This window comes from Pseudomonas sp. LBUM1648 (genome assembly GCF_059716145.1).
This window is the reverse complement of the sequence record NZ_CP166808.1, coordinates 2,512,823-2,528,417: the sequence shown is the minus strand read 5'-3', so window position 1 is coordinate 2,528,417 and position 15,595 is coordinate 2,512,823. Positions and strand designations below refer to the sequence as shown.

Sequence of the window (15,595 nt, the reverse complement as noted above, 5' to 3'; positions counted from 1 at the left end):
ATGTCCAAGACTCAGTTGTTCGACCTCGACGGCAAAATCGCTTTCGTCTCCGGCGCCAGCCGTGGCATCGGTGAAGCCATCGCCAAACTGCTGGCCCAGCAAGGCGCCCACGTGATCGTCTCGAGCCGCAAGCTCGACGGCTGCCAGCACGTCGCCGACGCGATCATCGCGGCTGGCGGCAAGGCCACTGCGGTTGCCTGCCACATCGGTGAGATGGAGCAGATCAGCCAGGTGTTCGCCGGGATCAAAGAACAGTTCGGCCGTCTCGACATTCTGGTCAACAACGCCGCGACCAACCCGCAGTTCTGCAACGTGCTGGACACTGACCTGAGCGCGTTCCAGAAGACCGTCGACGTGAACATTCGTGGCTACTTCTTCATGTCCGTGGAAGCCGGCAAGCTGATGCGCGAAAACGGTGGCGGCAGCATCATCAACGTCGCGTCGATCAACGGTATTTCGCCGGGCATCTTCCAGGGCATCTACTCGGTGACCAAAGCGGCGGTGATCAACATGACCAAAGTCTTCGCCAAGGAATGCGCGCAGTTCGGCATCCGCTGCAACGCCCTGCTGCCGGGCTTGACCGACACCAAGTTTGCCTCGGCACTGGTGAAGAACGACGCGATTCTCAAGCAGGCGCTGACACAGATTCCGCTCAAGCGTGTGGCCGATCCGAGTGAAATGGCCGGTGCGGTGCTGTACCTGGCCAGTGATGCGTCGAGCTACACCACGGGTGTTGCGTTGAATGTGGACGGTGGATTCCTGTCCTGACTCCCTTTTCCTGACCCAAGACTGACCTGTGGCGAGGGGATTTAGCGAAACGTCGCACCGTCCCGATGGATTGCGCAGCAGTTCCGAGCTTTTAGGGACCGCTACGCGCTCCATCGGGGATAAATCCCCTCGCCACAAGAGTCTGCTAATTCTGGATCAGGCATTCAGCACCTTCGGCAATTGCCCGCCAAAGTGCACCGAGAGCCATCGCAAGGCCAGACACTCCGCGCCCGCCAGCAACGCCACCGCCACCGCCACGGGCGACACCGCCGTGGCGACCAGATCAGCCACCCGCACAACCCGCTCAACCCGGGACTTGCGCCCTTCGGGTGCTATTGAGTGACGCAACGGGTGGTGGTGATGTGTCGAGTCACCTGCTCATCGACATAAGCGTCGCCGGCCACCTCGGTATTCTCGATGACTTGGCAGGTACGCTCCGGCGGCGGAGGTGGCGTTACGGGTGGAGGTGGTGGTGGACTGGCACAACCGGCCAATAAAACTGCAAGAAAAGCCAACGGCAACACGCGTTTCCCAAGATAGTTCATAGGACGACCCGCGATAAATGGGAGACCAACTTGCGCGACCGAACCGGCCACGCAAGACCTGACCACTCATTCTTTATAGACGAGACGCTTGCAAGCGCCAGTAAACCGGACGTATCGGGGTGTTATGGCTGTCGATTTTGCGTTGGCACTCAGGCGATGATTACCAGGCAACCGCCTTCGCGAGCAAGCCCGCTCCCACAAGGAAATAAGAACACCCCGCACGCGGCGCATGCCGCCCCACTCAACACAATGAGCGCAAGCTCGAGTAACGCTCTTGATCTAAAAGGCCCGTCGGCAGGCTGAGTGGAGGGATTGATCCGGGGGTGGGAGCGCAGCGACCGTTCGACGAAGTCGAACACATCGAGAGGAGGTGCAGCGAAGCAAACCGGAGGCGATGCCCCCGGATCAATCCCGCAGCGAAGGAACCCGAGCCACAGCGAGGGCCGAACGTCAGGGCAAAGCGTTTTTTGCTTACTTTTTTAGGCGCTTGTAAAAAAGTGAGTCGCCGTAAGGGCGAAACCCTAAGCAGCCGTTACCGAAGCAACGGATATGTACTCAAACCGGATATCTACTCAATCAGCAAAAACCCCACCGCCCAAACCGATGACATCGCTGGCAAGCCAGCTCCCACAGAGATCTAAACCAAATCAGTGTCAGTCGATGCGCGCAAAGAATTGCTCTCCAACTCATACCGCAACTCCTCAATCAACGCGTCCACCGACTCCGGCGTACGCAATGCTTTGAGCTTCAGCCCACTGATCACCAGATCCACCTGCCCTGACACCGGATGATAGAGCTTCACCGTCAGCGAATGATCCCCATCCACGGAACAATCACAGGCAAGCGGCGAAAAACTCTGCTCCAGCCGCGCACGCAACTGCGCAAGATTCATCATTGAAACTGTTCCTCAAGCCATTTCGAAGGGACACGATCCCAAGCCAGAAAAGACTCGTATCGCACCCCAACAGACTAAGAACAGCCCCTTCACACCAACACACTAATTTGCACCGATTGAACTAGTGCATTTGCACCCTATCGCTGTCCCTTGGTCCCCCCGCCGGAAAACAAACCCCGCTCCCGCGCCCAGACAATCGCCTCGCTGCGGCTGTGCACATCCAGCTTGGAATACACCGTTGCCACATGATTGCGCACGGTGTTCGGCGCCAGTTTCAACCGCGCCGCAATCTCCTTATCCGCCAGCCCCTCGCAGATCAAGCCCAGCACATCGCGCTCACGCGCCGTCAAATCCGTGAACGACATACTCGGCAATTGTGGCGAGTTGACCCTCTTCACATTGGCCAGTTTCTCGATCAACGTGCGACTGAACCACGAAGCGTCTTTCATCACCTCTTCAATCGCCGCGACCAGCTCAAGCTCGGTACGCTTGCGCTCGGTGATGTCCATCAGCACCAGCAGATAGCACGGCATATCCTGAATATTGACCGTGTCGGCAGACACCGCGCACTCCAGCAGATCGGCATCCCGCTTGCGCACCCGCACGTCGACCCGATCAATCCGACCGTTCTTTTCCAGCGCCGTCAGCAACCGTGCACGCGCCCCGCTGTCGTCGATAAACTCCAGCTGCGTCACGGTTTTGCCCAGCACGTCGTCGCTGTCATAGGCCAGCGTATCGAGGAACGCCTGATTGACGTCGAGTACCCGCTGCTCATCGGCGCTACAAACCACAATCGGTACCGGGGTCAGGCGGAACGCCTTGGCAAATCGCTCTTCGCTTTGACGCAGCGCCACCTCAGCCTTGTGCCGCAACTCCATGTCGACGAAGGAAAACAGCATGCACTGCTCATCGTTAAGCAACAGCGGTTGCCCGGCGACGATCACTTGTTTGCTGCCGCCATCGGGCAGGCGCAATTCGGCCTGCATCTGAGGAATCGTCGCCACATCACGCAGACGCTGAATGGCCAAATCCTTTTGTTCGGCCTGTTCAAGAATGTCGATTTCATACGCCGAGGTACCGATCACCTGATCGCGGGTATAACCGGTCATTTCCAGAAACCCCGGATTGACCTTGATGTAGCGCAAGTCGCTAAGACGGCAGATCACCGCCGGTGCGGGGTTGGCGTTGAAAGTCTTTTCAAAGCGGTGTTCGGCGTTGGCCCAATCGGTGACGTCGCTCATGATCAGCACCAGCGACTCGGGCTGACCCTCGCGATCGGTCAGCACCATGCTGCGCACGCTGTGAACCCAGACACGCTCCGGGTCATCCACGGCGAACACCTCGATCAGTACATCGCTGAAGGCTTCGCAGCGCGCCACTCGGCTGATCGGATAGTTCTCCGGTGGCACCATGTGATTGTTGCGATACCGCAGGCTGAAACGCTTGGCGTATTCGTCGGCGTTAGCGCCCAGCTCACCGATACGGCTGACGCCGTGCATGGCCAGCGCCGCTTCGTTGGCCCAGAGAATGCTCTGATCCAGCTCAAGCAGAATCACACCATCCGACAGCCCGGCGATGATCTGCTGCAACTGGCGACGATTGGTTTCGCGGGTCAGGACTTCCTGGCTCATTGGATCTCCACAAGTGATACGGCCATGTGAAGGTTACGACCGCAGCCGTGCGCGATCGTGCGCCTCGATCTCACACAACCCACATCCCTGTAGGAGCTGCCGAAGGCTGCGATCTTTTGATCCTGTTTTTTAAGATCAAGATCAACAGATCGCAGCCTTCGGCAGCTCCTTGTATCTCGACTATCGCTCCGTCAGGAGCGATAGTTCTCGACTGATCATCGAGGGAGGGACTTGGAAGCCGTGCAGCTCCTTAGGCTTTTTGCCTGTGATGTAGATCGTGCTCCAGCCCTCCACACTCACTCGTATAGTTCGAACGGTATCTTGGGCCCGTCTCTGGCGAGAGCCCGCATTCGCAAGGTTGGACAGAGTGCAGTGATGATCGAAAACGGATTAATGGAGAAACGGTCATGTCCAATTTCGTCGGCGTCGATGTCGCTAAAAACACCTTTGATATCGCTACTCACCTGCCAAACGGCAAGCACAAAACCAAAGCCAAACTGGCTAACGACTCAAAAGGTTTCAAAGAGTTTGACGCCTGGTTGAACAAGCAGGTCGAGCCTACAGCCCTGATCGTGATGGAAGCCACCAGCGTTTATCACCTGGAACTTGCCGAGTTCGTCTACAACAAGGGTTACCGGGTCTGCGTCGTCAATCCGGCTACGACCCACGCTTACGCCGACAGCGAGCTGCGCCGGATAAAAACCGACAAAAGCGACGCCAAATTGATCGCTGACTTTGCTCGGGAAAAGGCTGAAAAGCTTCAGCTTTGGGCTCCGGAGCCGCTGAAATATCGTCAGCTAAAGGCGATGGTACGTCGCTTGGATGACCTTCAGGAAATGGAGCAAATGGAGCTCAATCGCCTGGATGTGTCCGACGAAAAGGTCAAAGACTCGATCAACTCTGTGCTGCGTCACATCGAGAAAGAGATCGTTGAAACTCACAAAGCAATCAAAAAACACATCGACGATGATCCAGACATGCGCCAAATGCGCGACTTGATCGTGACCATCGACGGTATCGGCCAGAAAACCCTTGAGCGGCTGCTGGCCGAGTTGGGCGACCTGCGTAAATATGACGACCCTCGCAAGCTGGTCGCTGCCGCCGGGTTGAACCCAAAGCTGCAGGACTCGGGAAAATTCAAAGGCAGAACAGTGATTTCGAGGATCGGATCGGCTCGCGTTCGGGCGGGTCTATACATGCCTGGGTTGGTTGCACTGAAGCACAACAAGGCAATCATCGCCATGAAGGACCGCTTGAAGGCCAACGGCAAGGCCCCCAAGCAAATCATCTGTGCAGCGATGCGCAAACTCCTACATTTTGTCTACGCCGTTCTTAAATCGGGCCAACCATTTGACCCGAAAATTGCCCTTGCCCGATGAGGGGCAAGACGGTATCTACAGGGGGTCACTGCTCGACCAGTTCACGCAGCGTATCGAGAAACAACTTGAGCACCGGCGAAGCATCATCAGCGCGATAGGCAGCATACAGCGGCACTTCCGGCAGCGCCGGGGTCAGCCGCCGAAACACCAGCCCCGCCGGCGCCAACTGCTCGATCGAGGCGGGTAATAGCGCCACGCCGAATCCCGCGCGCACCAGACTGAGCAAGGTCTGCACTTCGATCACCTGCTGGCGAATCTGCGGGGTGAACCCGGCCTGAATGCAGCACTGATAAAGAAAGTGGGCAAACCGCGACTGCTTCAATTCCAGCGCCACAAACGGTTCCTGCGCCAGATCCGCCGGGGCCAGCACCTCTAGGCTGGCCAGCGGATGATCTGCCGGCATGACCACATGAATCGGTTCGTAGATCAGCAATTCATTGCGCAACAACGGATCGTCATAGCCGACGCGAAATACACAGGCATCGATGCGTTTCTCCTTCAACGCCTTGACCTGCGCCGCCGGGGTCATCTCGTGCAGGCGCCAGATGACCTGCGGGTAACGCTCGCGGAACAGGTGCAGGGCTTTGGGCAGCACACCGACCATCACTGAACTGATCATGCCGATTTCCAGTTCGCCGAGTTGCCCACGCCCGGTCTGGCGGGTCAGATCCAGCGCCCGCTCAAGCTGTTCGAAGACCAGCGGCGCCTGCTCCTTGAGCATCTGCCCCGCCGCTGTCAGCTCGACCCGATGATGACTGCGCTCGAACAGCGGCGTGCCCAGTTCCTCCTCCAGCAAGCGAATCTGCTGGCTCAGCGGCGGCTGGCAGATATGTAGGCGTTCGGCGGCACGCCCGAAGTGCAACTCATCAGCCAAAGCCATGAAATAGCGCAGTAGACGCAGGTCCATGGCGGCTTACCCCAGGCTCAACGGCGTCGAGCGCTGACGCACACCGGTCAACGCGAACAACGCGTTGGCGATGGCCGGCACCACCGACGGACTGCCCAGCTCACCGACGCCGCCGGGTTTGCTCGGTTCACCGTCCAGCACGACGATGTCAGTGGCCGGCATGTCCGACATGCGCGTGACGCGATAGTCGTGGAAATTGCTCTGCATCACGCTGCCCTGTTTGATATCGAGCCGGTCGAACAACGCATGGCCCAAACCCCACATCAGCCCACCATAGATCTGTTCCTCGACGCCGCCCGGCGACACTGCCAGACCGCAATCAACCACGCAGGTGAGCTTCTCGACTTTGGCCTTGCCATCGACCGTGGCAACCCTCGCCACCACCGCGATAAAACTGGTGTAACCCTGATTGGTGGCGATCCCCAGCGCCGTGCCCGGAGGCAGCGGTTGGCCCCATCCGGCGCGCTCGGCAGCTTGCTTGAGCACCGCCAAATGCCGTGGTCGCTCCTGCATATGGGCCAGGCGGAATGCGAGCGGATCGGCACCCGCCGCATGGGCCAGTTCGTCCATGAAGCCCTCCACGGCGAACACGTTGGGAATGAAACTCACCGAGCGATACCAGCCACTGGGCACGCCGCTTTCGTGCTTGACCCAGTTCAAATCCAGATGCGGCGCACGATAGGCGAAGTCCCATGCGGTGATTGCTTCGGTGGTGCTGTAATCCATGTGATCCGGGCGCTCGAAGTAACCCGGCTCCCACTGCTCCGGCGAGGCGGGCGACACCGCGTGCAGTTGCAGCGCAGTGAGTTTGCCCTGGGCGTCGAGCGCGCCTTTGACCCGATGCAGCGTGGCCGGGTGATAGAACAGCGCGTGCATTTCATCTTCGCGGCTGTTGAGCAACTTAACTGGCACACCGGTTTGCTGCGCCAGATACGCCACTTCAAACAACCAGTACTTGGCCTCCCGTGCGCCGAAGCTGCCACCGGACACCAACTCATGGAGGGTGACGTTGGCTTTATCGATGCCGCAGACCGTTTGCGCCGCCTCCAGCGCCGAGGACGGCACCTGCACGCCGCCCCAATACGTGATCGCCTTGTCCTTGACCTGCGCCGTGATACAGATCGGCTCCAGCGGGTTTTGCACCTTGTAAGGCATGGTGTAATCGGCTTCGATCAGCTTCGCAGCGCCCGCCCATTGTCCGCTGACATCGCCGTGGGTCATGGCTTTGACGGTTTGTGCTTTCGGATCAGAAATGGCCGCCGCTTGTACCTTGAACAGTTCTGCACTGTCGAACCTGGCCAGCGGCGAATCACTCCATTTGATCTCCAGCACATTGCGCCCCTGCTGAGCCGCCCAGAACGTTTCCGCCAGCACGGCGACGCCCTCCAGATTGCCGCCGAGCACATCGGGCCGCCCCGGAATCGCGATCACCTTGCGCACACCCGGCACCTGCAAAGCGGCCACCGAATCCACGCTGATCACCTTCGATCCAACCACCGGGGCGCGTTGAATCACCGCTACCAGCATCCCCGGCAATTGCACGTCGATGCTGTATTTGAAGCGTCCGCAGACCTTGGCTGCGGCATCACGTTTATGCCGCAGTTTGCCGATGTACTTGAATTGCGCCGGATCCTTCAGTTTGACGTTGGCCGGCGCCGGCAGATGCGCCGCCACGCCAACCAGTTCGCCGTAACCGAGGCTGCGTTGGCTCGATGGATGGACGACCCGGCCTTCTTCGGTGGCGCAACTGTCGGGGCTGACTTTCCACTGTTTGGCCGCCGCCGCGATCAACAACGCCCGCGCCGTGGCACCGGCCATGCGCAAACGGTCGTATTCCAGCGACACACTGGTACTGCCGCCGGTCGAGAAGACTTTCCAGATCGGATGAATGTAGGTTTCGAAAAACGGATCCTCCGGGGTGACCACCTGCACGGTCATCGGGTTGACGTCCAGTTCCTCGGCCACGCACGCGGCCAGCGCCGTTTGCGTGCCGGTACCGGAATCGTGCTTGTGCACCACCAGTTTCACCGTGCCGTCAGGAAGTACACGCACCCAGGCATTGGGTTCGAATTCGCGGGCCGGTGCCGGTGCTTTCGGATCAGTGGCGGCGATGCCGGACGGCAGATACAGGGCAATCGCCAAACCAGAAGCCACGGTGACGGCTTGCTTGAGAAATACCCGGCGCGGCAGTTCGATACCGCGATCGTCGATGAGGATCATCACGCCTCCTTCGGCGCATTCGCCGCGCGTTTGATCGCTTTGTTGATCCGCCCGTAAGTGCCGCAGCGGCAGATATTCCCGGACATGGCGTTGCGGATCGAATCGTCAGTCACCGCCGCGCCGGTGTTGAGCAGCGCGGCCGCGGACATGATCTGCCCCGATTGACAGTAGCCGCATTGCGGCACATCTTCGGCGATCCAGGCCAGTTGCAGCGGATGGTTTTCTGTTGGCGACAAACCTTCGATGGTGGTGATGCTGTGGCCCGCGACGGCGGCCACTGGCATTTGGCAGGAACGTACCGCGACACCGTCCAGATGCACGGTGCAGGCACCGCAAAGGCCCATGCCGCAACCGAACTTGGTGCCGGTGAGTTTCAGTTGATCACGCAGTACCCATAACAAGGGCATGGAGGGGGACGCCTCATCCAGCTCGCGTCGTTCGCCGTTAACCGTGAATGCAATCATTGTCAGGCTCCAAAAGAGCGGCCCGTCTTTGTGCGGGCCTGGTGACCGATTATTGGAACCCTTGGCAAAACGCGGCCAGCGACGATTTCTGCCAACCGGTGTAAGCAGGACTAACAACATGTACAAGCGATACCCGTCGGTGCAGTCCATGAGCGCGTTTATCCACGCAGCGCGCAGCGGCAGTTTCTCCAGCGCTGCGCGCAAGCTCGACCTGACTCATAGCGCTATCAGCCAGCAGATCCGCGCGCTGGAAGATTTCATCGGCCAGCCGTTGTTCGTGCGTGAAGGTGGCGGCAGCAATCTCACCGATGCCGGGCAATTGTTTGCCAGCGTGCTGTCGGATGGTCTGGCGCAGATTGATCGGGCACTGTCCTCGGTGAAAAATCGCAGCGTGGCGCAACGTCTGACGCTGGATGTGGACAGCGAACTGGCGCAGAGCTGGCTCAATCCGCGTCTGCCACAACTGCTCGATGGCTTGCCGGATTACGAGGTGACGCTGCTATCAATGCCGCGCAGTGATCGCAGCACGTTCGAGCGGGTCGATCTGGCGCTGCGTTATGGCTATGGCGATTGGGATGACTGTGAGATGACCCAGATCTGTGGCGATCGGGTGTTGGCGGTGGCCTCTCCCGAGCTGCTGGAGCGCTATGGGTTGCAGTTGCCATTGAGTCCGGCGCAGGTGCTGGAATTGCCATTGTTGGGGTATACGCGGCGCTCATGGATTCCGTGGCTGGATGCGGCCGGGATGCCTCCGGTAGAACCCCCGGCGCGGGTGGTGTTTGATAATGCAGCCAATCTGATTGCCGCCGCCGAGGCGGGTGTGGGTGCCGGACTGGTGCGGGGATTGTTGGCTGCCGATGCATTGCGCAATGGGCGGTTAGTGGCGTTGAACGAGGCGCAGATTGCGGCGCATTACAACCTGTATGCGGTGTGGCCGCATGGGCAAGCCGAGCGGGTTGGGCCGGTGGTTGAAGTGATCAAGCAGTTGGCTTTGCATACACACCACTGACGCTTTCGCGAGCAGGCTCGCTCCCACAGTTTGACCGCATTTCTCCAGTTGGAATGCAATCCCCCTGTGGGAGCGAGCCTGCTCGCGAAGGGTTCGGCACAATCACCACAAAAACCAAAACCATATCGCCCAAGTATCACCACCGCGCCCAATTAATATTGTACGAATCCAACCCCTCCTCCCAATACTCGCCTCCAGCAGCCACCCACCCGGGCCGGATGCAACCAGGCGAGGGAATGCGCGTGTCTTGCGCATAGAAATGGCCGATTACCCGGGACGTGGATGCCGAGAGCCGCAAGGCTCCCTTCCCCGCTATCAGGAGATCGACTTCAATGATCATCGATATCAGCTGCTATCCCACCGATCTGGTGGACCTCGCCTGGAGGCATGACGGTGACCCGTTCACCGGCGAGCGTCTGCTGGAGATGATGGATGGCCCGTACATGGTCAACGGCAAACCTCGCCGCATCGACAAAGCCTTCATTCAGCCGCCGCAGGGCAACACGATTTACACCTGGACCGACGGCGAACTCTCGGGCCGCGAATCCATCGACGCCTACATGGCCTACACCCTGAAAATGGTCCAGACCTACCCCGACCGTTTCATCGGTTGCTTCGTCTACAACCCGCGCTGCGGGGTGCAGAACGGCGTCGAGGCGATCGAGCGCTACGTCAAGGAACACGGTTTCAAGATGGTCCAGATGCAGGCCAACATGCACGCCTACCGGCCTGATCGCGCACTGGACTGGGTGCGTCCTTGCTTCGAGAAGTGCGCCGAGCTGGGCATCCCGGTCAAGCTGCACACCGGCGACGGGCCTTATAGCATCCCGTCCGAATGGGTGCCGATGATCAAGGAATTCCCCAACGTCGATTTCATCATGGCCCACTTCGGCGTGCAGACCGGCGGCGTCTACGTGTTCGAACCGATGCAATGGGCAATGGAGCTGCCCAACGTTTACTGCGAATCCGGCTGGTGCCTGCAATCGCGAATCGTCGAATTCGCCAAGGTCTTGCCAACGCACAAGATTCTGTTCGGCACCGACACCCCGCCGAACGAACCGGGCATGTGGCTGCGTCTGCTCGAAGTGCTGTGCCACGAACCGCCGCAAGGCCTGAACCTCGATGAGGACACCCTCGAAGAGTACCTGGGCAACAACACCGCGCGGATGATCGGCCTCGAGCCAACCCCGCCACCGCGTTCCGTTTCCGAAGCAGAGGCGCAGCTCAAGCGCCCCGTCACTACCCAATTGGCCAGGAGCTGAAGCGATGATTATCGATACCCATCTGCACCCCACCAATCTGGTCGACGAGGCCTGGCGCCACACCGGCGAACCGTTCACCGGCGAACGCATGCTCAAGCTGATGGACGGCCCGTACATGATCAACGGCAAGCCTCGCCGCATCGACATGGGTTTCATCCAGCCGCCACCGGGCAATACCGGTTATCGCGACGGCAACCGCCGGGGGCGTGAGGGCGTGCGCGATTACATGTCGTACATCGCCGAGCTCTGCATGAAGTACCCGGATCGCTTCATCGGCAACTTCAACTTCAACCCGCGCTGGGGGCCGGAAAACGGGGCGGCGGAGCTGGAATTCCACATCAAGGAATACGGTTTCAAGATGCTCAAACTGCACGCCAACATGCACGGCTATCGCCCGGATCGGGCCTTGGACTGGTTGCGTCCGGCAATGAAAGTCTGCGCCAAGTACAACATCGTCGTGCTGATCCACACCGGCGACGGCCCGTACACGATTCCGACCATGTTCTACCCGATCATCCGCGAGTTCCCGATGGTCAATTTCATCATCGGCCACTTCGGTATCCAGACTGGCGGCAACTACTCGTTCGAAGCGTTCTGGATGGCCATGGACACGCCGAACGTGTACTGCGAATCCGGTTGGTGCTTCCAGTCGCGGATCGTCGAATTCGCCAAGGAACTGCCGCGCAACAAGATCGTCTTCGGCACCGATTCACCGCCGAACGAACCGGGCATGTGGCTGCGTGAGCTGGAGGTGCTGTGCTCGCCGGCGCCGCAGGGGTTGGGGATTGATGAGGATCATCTGGAAGACTACCTGGGCAACAACATCGCCCGGTTGTGCGGGATCGAACCGACGCCACCGCCGAAGGATCTGGTTGAGGCAGATATTCGCCTGACCACTACGTATCTCTAGTTAACGCAGATCCCTGGGACACAAGAGAACCCTGTGGTGAGGGGATTCATCCCCTCACCACAGTTAATCGCATTCCACAGGGGTTCCTCAGCTTTCATGTGGGCAACACAGCGACTTTACAGGCACGAAGATGATCCGGCGTTCGTTCGACCGGCAGGCCAACGGCTTGTCGATTGATTGCCAACTCACCCCTGCGTGCCTGCTTTTTACGAGGTGAAACCATGACCCGTTCGACGCTCGGCGACTCTCAGGACTTTCACGCGTTCATCGATGCCTATCGCCGTGAATACCCGGACGATGTGCTGACTATCACCCAAGCACTTTCTGCCGATCAGGACGTCACCGCCCTGGTCGACGCCCTTGCCGGACAGGGCCGCGATCCACTGCTGATCTGCGAAAACGTCAGCGGTCTCGGCGTGCCGGTGGCGACCAATCTGTTCGCCTCCCGCACCCGCATTGCCCGAATGTTTGGCGTCACTCCGGCGCAGCTGCACGAAACCTTCCAGACCCGTGCCAACCAGCCAATCCCGCCACGTTTCGTGGAAAGCGGCCCGGTGCTGGATGAAGTGTTCGAAGGTGAAACGCTGGATCTGGCGCTGCTGCCGATGCTCAAGCATTTCGACAGTGATCGCGGCCCGTACATCACCAACGCAATCATCATTGCCGAAGACCCCGTCACCGGCATCGCCAACATGAGCTATCACCGCTCGATGCGCCATGCCCGTCAGGCCCTCGCCACCAGCCTGCATTCACGCGGACACCTGTGGCGGATGCTGCAAACCGCCCGCGAGCGCGGTGAAGAGTTGCGGGTGGCCATGGTGGTCGGCGCGCACCCATTGTTCATGCTCGCCGCTGCTGCACGTTTACCCTACGGCAGCGATGAACGCGCGGTGGCGGGCGGCTTGTTCGGCGCGCCGCTGGAGCTGGTCAAGACGCCACGCTACGGCATCGGTGTACCGGCGTATGCCGAATTCGTGCTCGAAGGCGCGATTGATCCGACGGCTTACGCCGAGGAAGGCCCGTTCGGAGAGTTCAGCGGTTACTCCTCGGATCGCTCGACCAACAATGTGCTGCGTGTCGATACCCTGCTGCGGCGCAAGGACGCCTGGCTGGTCGACGTGATGGGCGGCCGCTACGCCGAACACCTGACACTGGCGCGACTGCCCCGTGAAGCGGAAATGAGCGAAAAGCTCAAGGCGCGTTTCCCCGCCGTCACTGCCGTGCATTACCCGAACTCCGGCACGCATTTCCATTGCTATGTGGCGCTGGATCAGAGCCGTGACGGCGAGGCGCGTCAAGTCATGCTGGCCTTGCTCGGCTGGGACCCGTACCTGAAAACCGTGATCGCGGTGGACAGCGATATCGACATCAGCGATGACAGCCAAGTGCTGTGGGCGCTGGCCACGCACTTCCAGCCGCACCTGGATATTTTCACCATCGACGGCTTGCCCGGCAGTCCGCTCGATCCGTCGTCTTCGGCGAACGGCACCACGTCACGCATGGGTCTGGACGCCACACGCGGCTCGGGTTTTGACGGGATCAAGGCGCAACTCGATCAGGACGTGCTCCAACGCGCCCGGCAACTGATCAAAGGGCTGCAGTCATGAACCGTCAGCGGATGGTGGTCGGCATCAGCGGCGCGTCCGGCTTCATCTACGGCGTGCGTCTTCTGCAATTGCTCGCCGAACTCGACATCGAAAGCCACCTGATCATCAGCCGTGCCGCGCTGCTGACCATGGCCCACGAAACCGACTACAAACTCGCTGACGTCACCGCCCTGGCCAGCCACTACCACCGCGCCGATGACGTCGCCGCCGGGATCGCCAGCGGTTCGTTTCGCTGCCTGGGCATGGTGGTTGCGCCGTGCTCGATGCGCACGTTGGCGGAGATCGCCACCGGTACCTCGTCGGGCCTGATCGGCCGCGCCGCCGACGTCACCCTCAAGGAGCGCCGCACGCTGGTGCTGATGGCCCGCGAAACCCCGCTGACCCTGGCCCACCTGCGCAACATGACCGCCGTTACCGAAATGGGCGGAATCATCGCCCCGCCGGTACCGGCCTTCTATGCCCGCCCGGAAAACCTCGCGCAAATGGTCGACCACAGCCTCGGCCGGGTGCTCGACCTGTTCGGGCTCGATGCCGGTACTGCCACCCGCTGGCGAGAAAACCCCGAACCCTGTGGGAGCGAGCCTGCTCGCGAAAGCGGTGGGTCAGTCGGCATCACCGCTCAATGACACACCGCATTCGCGAGCAGGCTCGCTCCCACAGTTGATCGCACTCCGACAAAAACACAGGTAAGGAGCTTTAGATGAACACCCCCTTCAACGCCCCAACCCCGAACACCAAAATCCCCGTCACCATCCTCACCGGATTCCTCGGTGCTGGCAAAACCACCCTGCTCAACTACATCCTCAAGGAAAACCACGGCCGCAAAATCGCCGTGATCGAAAACGAATTCGGCGAAGTCGGCATCGACGGTGATCTAGTGCTGAGCTCGGAAACCGAAGAAATCTACGAGATGGTCAACGGTTGCGTGTGCTGCACCGCCGAGGTTCGCGAGGACCTGGTACGCATCGTCCGTGAACTGGTGGCGCGCCCGGTGCGGCTCGATCACATCCTGATCGAGACCAGCGGCCTCGCCGATCCGTACCCGGTGGCACAGAGCTTTTTCATCAACGACCCGATTGCCGATGAAGTCGAACTCGACGCCATCGTGACCATGGTCGACGCCAAGCACATCGCCCAGCATCTGGAAGATCTGCAACTGGACGGCGTCGACAATCAGGCCGTGGACCAAATCGTTTGCGCCGACCGCATCGTCATCAACAAGGTCGATCTGGTCAGCCCTGAAGAGGTGGAAACCCTGCGCGGCAAAATCCGTGGGTTGAACGCCACGGCGGATCTTGTGACCTCCACCCATGCGCAAATCGACCTGTCGAAAATCCTCGGTATCGGCGCCTTCGAAGCCACACAGAAGTTAATGGAAATCGGCGCTGATGAGCACGACCACCATGACCACGAACATCACCACGAAGAAGCGGACCACCAACACGACCCAAGCGTGTCCTCGGTCGGCATCGCCGTGGACGGCGCGGTCAATCTGATGGCCTTTCACCGCTGGATCAGTGAACTGCGCTCTTCGCAGGCCGACAATCTGTACCGCATGAAAGGCGTGCTGGCGGTGGCCAATGAAGACCAACGCTACGTGTTGCAAGGCGTACACAGCCTGGTGGAGTTCCGCGCGTCGACCCCGTGGGGCACGGAGCCGCGCTCGAGCAAGATCGTGTTCATCGGCCGCGACCTGGACCGCGCGGCACTGAATCAAGGCTTTGCCGCCTGCCTGGCAGGCTGAACAAGGCATCGGAGCCGGTGGATGGCGGTTCCGGGCACGAATGACTGATGCCGGTCAGGCACTGTAAATCTATGGAATGAACCCTGTGATGAGGTTACTTGTGGCGAGGGGATTTATCCCCGATGGGGTGCGAAGCACCCCCAAAACCTGAACTCGCGGTTGATCAGACAAACCGCATGCACAGCATTTGCGACTGCTTCGCAGCCGATCGGGGATAAATCCCCTCGCCACAGGCTCCTCTTCACTCCAAGCGC

Annotated in this window: 14 protein-coding genes; 8 read left to right on the top strand and 6 right to left on the bottom strand. The window is 60.0% G+C overall.

The genetic code is table 11. From position 1 onward, the window contains the following. Nucleotides 1–768: an SDR family oxidoreductase gene (locus ACA043_RS11685; RefSeq protein ID WP_034152479.1), complete on the top strand. Its 768-nt coding sequence runs from the start codon at nucleotides 1–3 to the stop codon at nucleotides 766–768. 156 nt (nucleotides 769–924) lie between these two features. On the opposite strand, the gene ACA043_RS11680 is transcribed toward ACA043_RS11685, so the two are convergent. The 3 genes from ACA043_RS11680 to ACA043_RS11670 all read right to left on the bottom strand — a co-directional run bounded on the left by ACA043_RS11680 (nucleotide 925) and on the right by ACA043_RS11670 (nucleotide 3,839). After that, nucleotides 925–1,059 (bottom strand): hypothetical protein, encoded by a 135-nt coding sequence (locus tag ACA043_RS11680; protein ID WP_497659261.1) that lies wholly within the window; start codon nucleotides 1,057–1,059, stop codon nucleotides 925–927. An 891-nt stretch (nucleotides 1,060–1,950) separates the two neighbouring features. After that, complete coding sequence (locus tag ACA043_RS11675) at nucleotides 1,951–2,208, bottom strand: DUF1652 domain-containing protein (protein ID WP_497659260.1); 258 nt, start codon at nucleotides 2,206–2,208, stop codon at nucleotides 1,951–1,953. Nucleotides 2,209–2,345: 137 nt separating this feature from the next. Further along, nucleotides 2,346–3,839: a helix-turn-helix transcriptional regulator gene (locus ACA043_RS11670; protein ID WP_489880015.1), complete on the bottom strand. Its 1,494-nt coding sequence runs from the start codon at nucleotides 3,837–3,839 to the stop codon at nucleotides 2,346–2,348. A gap of 407 nt (nucleotides 3,840–4,246) precedes the next feature. Between ACA043_RS11670 and ACA043_RS11665 the strand changes: the two genes are divergently transcribed. After that, nucleotides 4,247–5,218, top strand: a complete 972-nt coding sequence (locus ACA043_RS11665; RefSeq protein ID WP_497657519.1) for an IS110 family RNA-guided transposase — start codon at nucleotides 4,247–4,249, stop codon at nucleotides 5,216–5,218. 25 nt (nucleotides 5,219–5,243) lie between these two features. Here the strand turns inward: ACA043_RS11665 and ACA043_RS11660 are convergent, their stop codons facing one another. Genes ACA043_RS11660 through ACA043_RS11650 form a run of 3 tightly spaced genes read right to left on the bottom strand, consistent with a single transcriptional unit; the run spans nucleotide 5,244 to nucleotide 8,809 of the window. Next, a complete protein-coding gene (locus tag ACA043_RS11660) occupies nucleotides 5,244–6,125 on the bottom strand; it encodes a LysR substrate-binding domain-containing protein (RefSeq protein WP_497659259.1) in 882 nt (293 codons plus the stop codon). A 6-nt stretch (nucleotides 6,126–6,131) separates the two neighbouring features. Beyond that, a complete protein-coding gene (locus ACA043_RS11655) occupies nucleotides 6,132–8,345 on the bottom strand; it encodes a xanthine dehydrogenase family protein molybdopterin-binding subunit (RefSeq protein ID WP_497659258.1) in 2,214 nt (737 codons plus the stop codon). Beyond that, on the bottom strand, nucleotides 8,345–8,809 hold the full coding sequence (locus ACA043_RS11650) for a (2Fe-2S)-binding protein (RefSeq protein WP_497617642.1): 465 nt from the start codon (nucleotides 8,807–8,809) through the stop codon (nucleotides 8,345–8,347). Before ACA043_RS11650 ends, ACA043_RS11655 begins: the two co-directional genes overlap by 1 nt. 118 nt (nucleotides 8,810–8,927) lie before the next feature. Here ACA043_RS11650 and ACA043_RS11645 point away from each other — a divergent pair, with 118 nt between their 5' ends. From ACA043_RS11645 to ACA043_RS11620, 6 genes are all read left to right on the top strand, one after another. Further along, entirely contained in the window at nucleotides 8,928–9,818 is an 891-nt protein-coding gene (locus tag ACA043_RS11645; protein WP_187681328.1) for a LysR substrate-binding domain-containing protein, read from the top strand. Between the two features lie 332 nt (nucleotides 9,819–10,150). Beyond that, complete coding sequence (locus ACA043_RS11640; protein ID WP_123535936.1) at nucleotides 10,151–11,080, top strand: amidohydrolase family protein; 930 nt, start codon at nucleotides 10,151–10,153, stop codon at nucleotides 11,078–11,080. 4 nt (nucleotides 11,081–11,084) lie between these two features. Next, nucleotides 11,085–11,990, top strand: coding sequence for an amidohydrolase family protein (locus ACA043_RS11635; RefSeq protein WP_034152486.1), 906 nt, complete (start codon nucleotides 11,085–11,087; stop codon nucleotides 11,988–11,990). 221 nt (nucleotides 11,991–12,211) lie between these two features. Further along, a complete protein-coding gene (locus ACA043_RS11630; protein ID WP_497659257.1) occupies nucleotides 12,212–13,597 on the top strand; it encodes a UbiD family decarboxylase in 1,386 nt (461 codons plus the stop codon). Beyond that, nucleotides 13,594–14,223, top strand: a complete 630-nt coding sequence (locus ACA043_RS11625) for a UbiX family flavin prenyltransferase (RefSeq protein WP_497659256.1) — start codon at nucleotides 13,594–13,596, stop codon at nucleotides 14,221–14,223. Before ACA043_RS11630 ends, ACA043_RS11625 begins: the two co-directional genes overlap by 4 nt. A gap of 74 nt (nucleotides 14,224–14,297) precedes the next feature. After that, on the top strand, nucleotides 14,298–15,341 hold the full coding sequence (locus ACA043_RS11620) for a CobW family GTP-binding protein (protein WP_187677104.1): 1,044 nt from the start codon (nucleotides 14,298–14,300) through the stop codon (nucleotides 15,339–15,341). Nucleotides 15,342–15,595 lie beyond the last annotated feature (254 nt).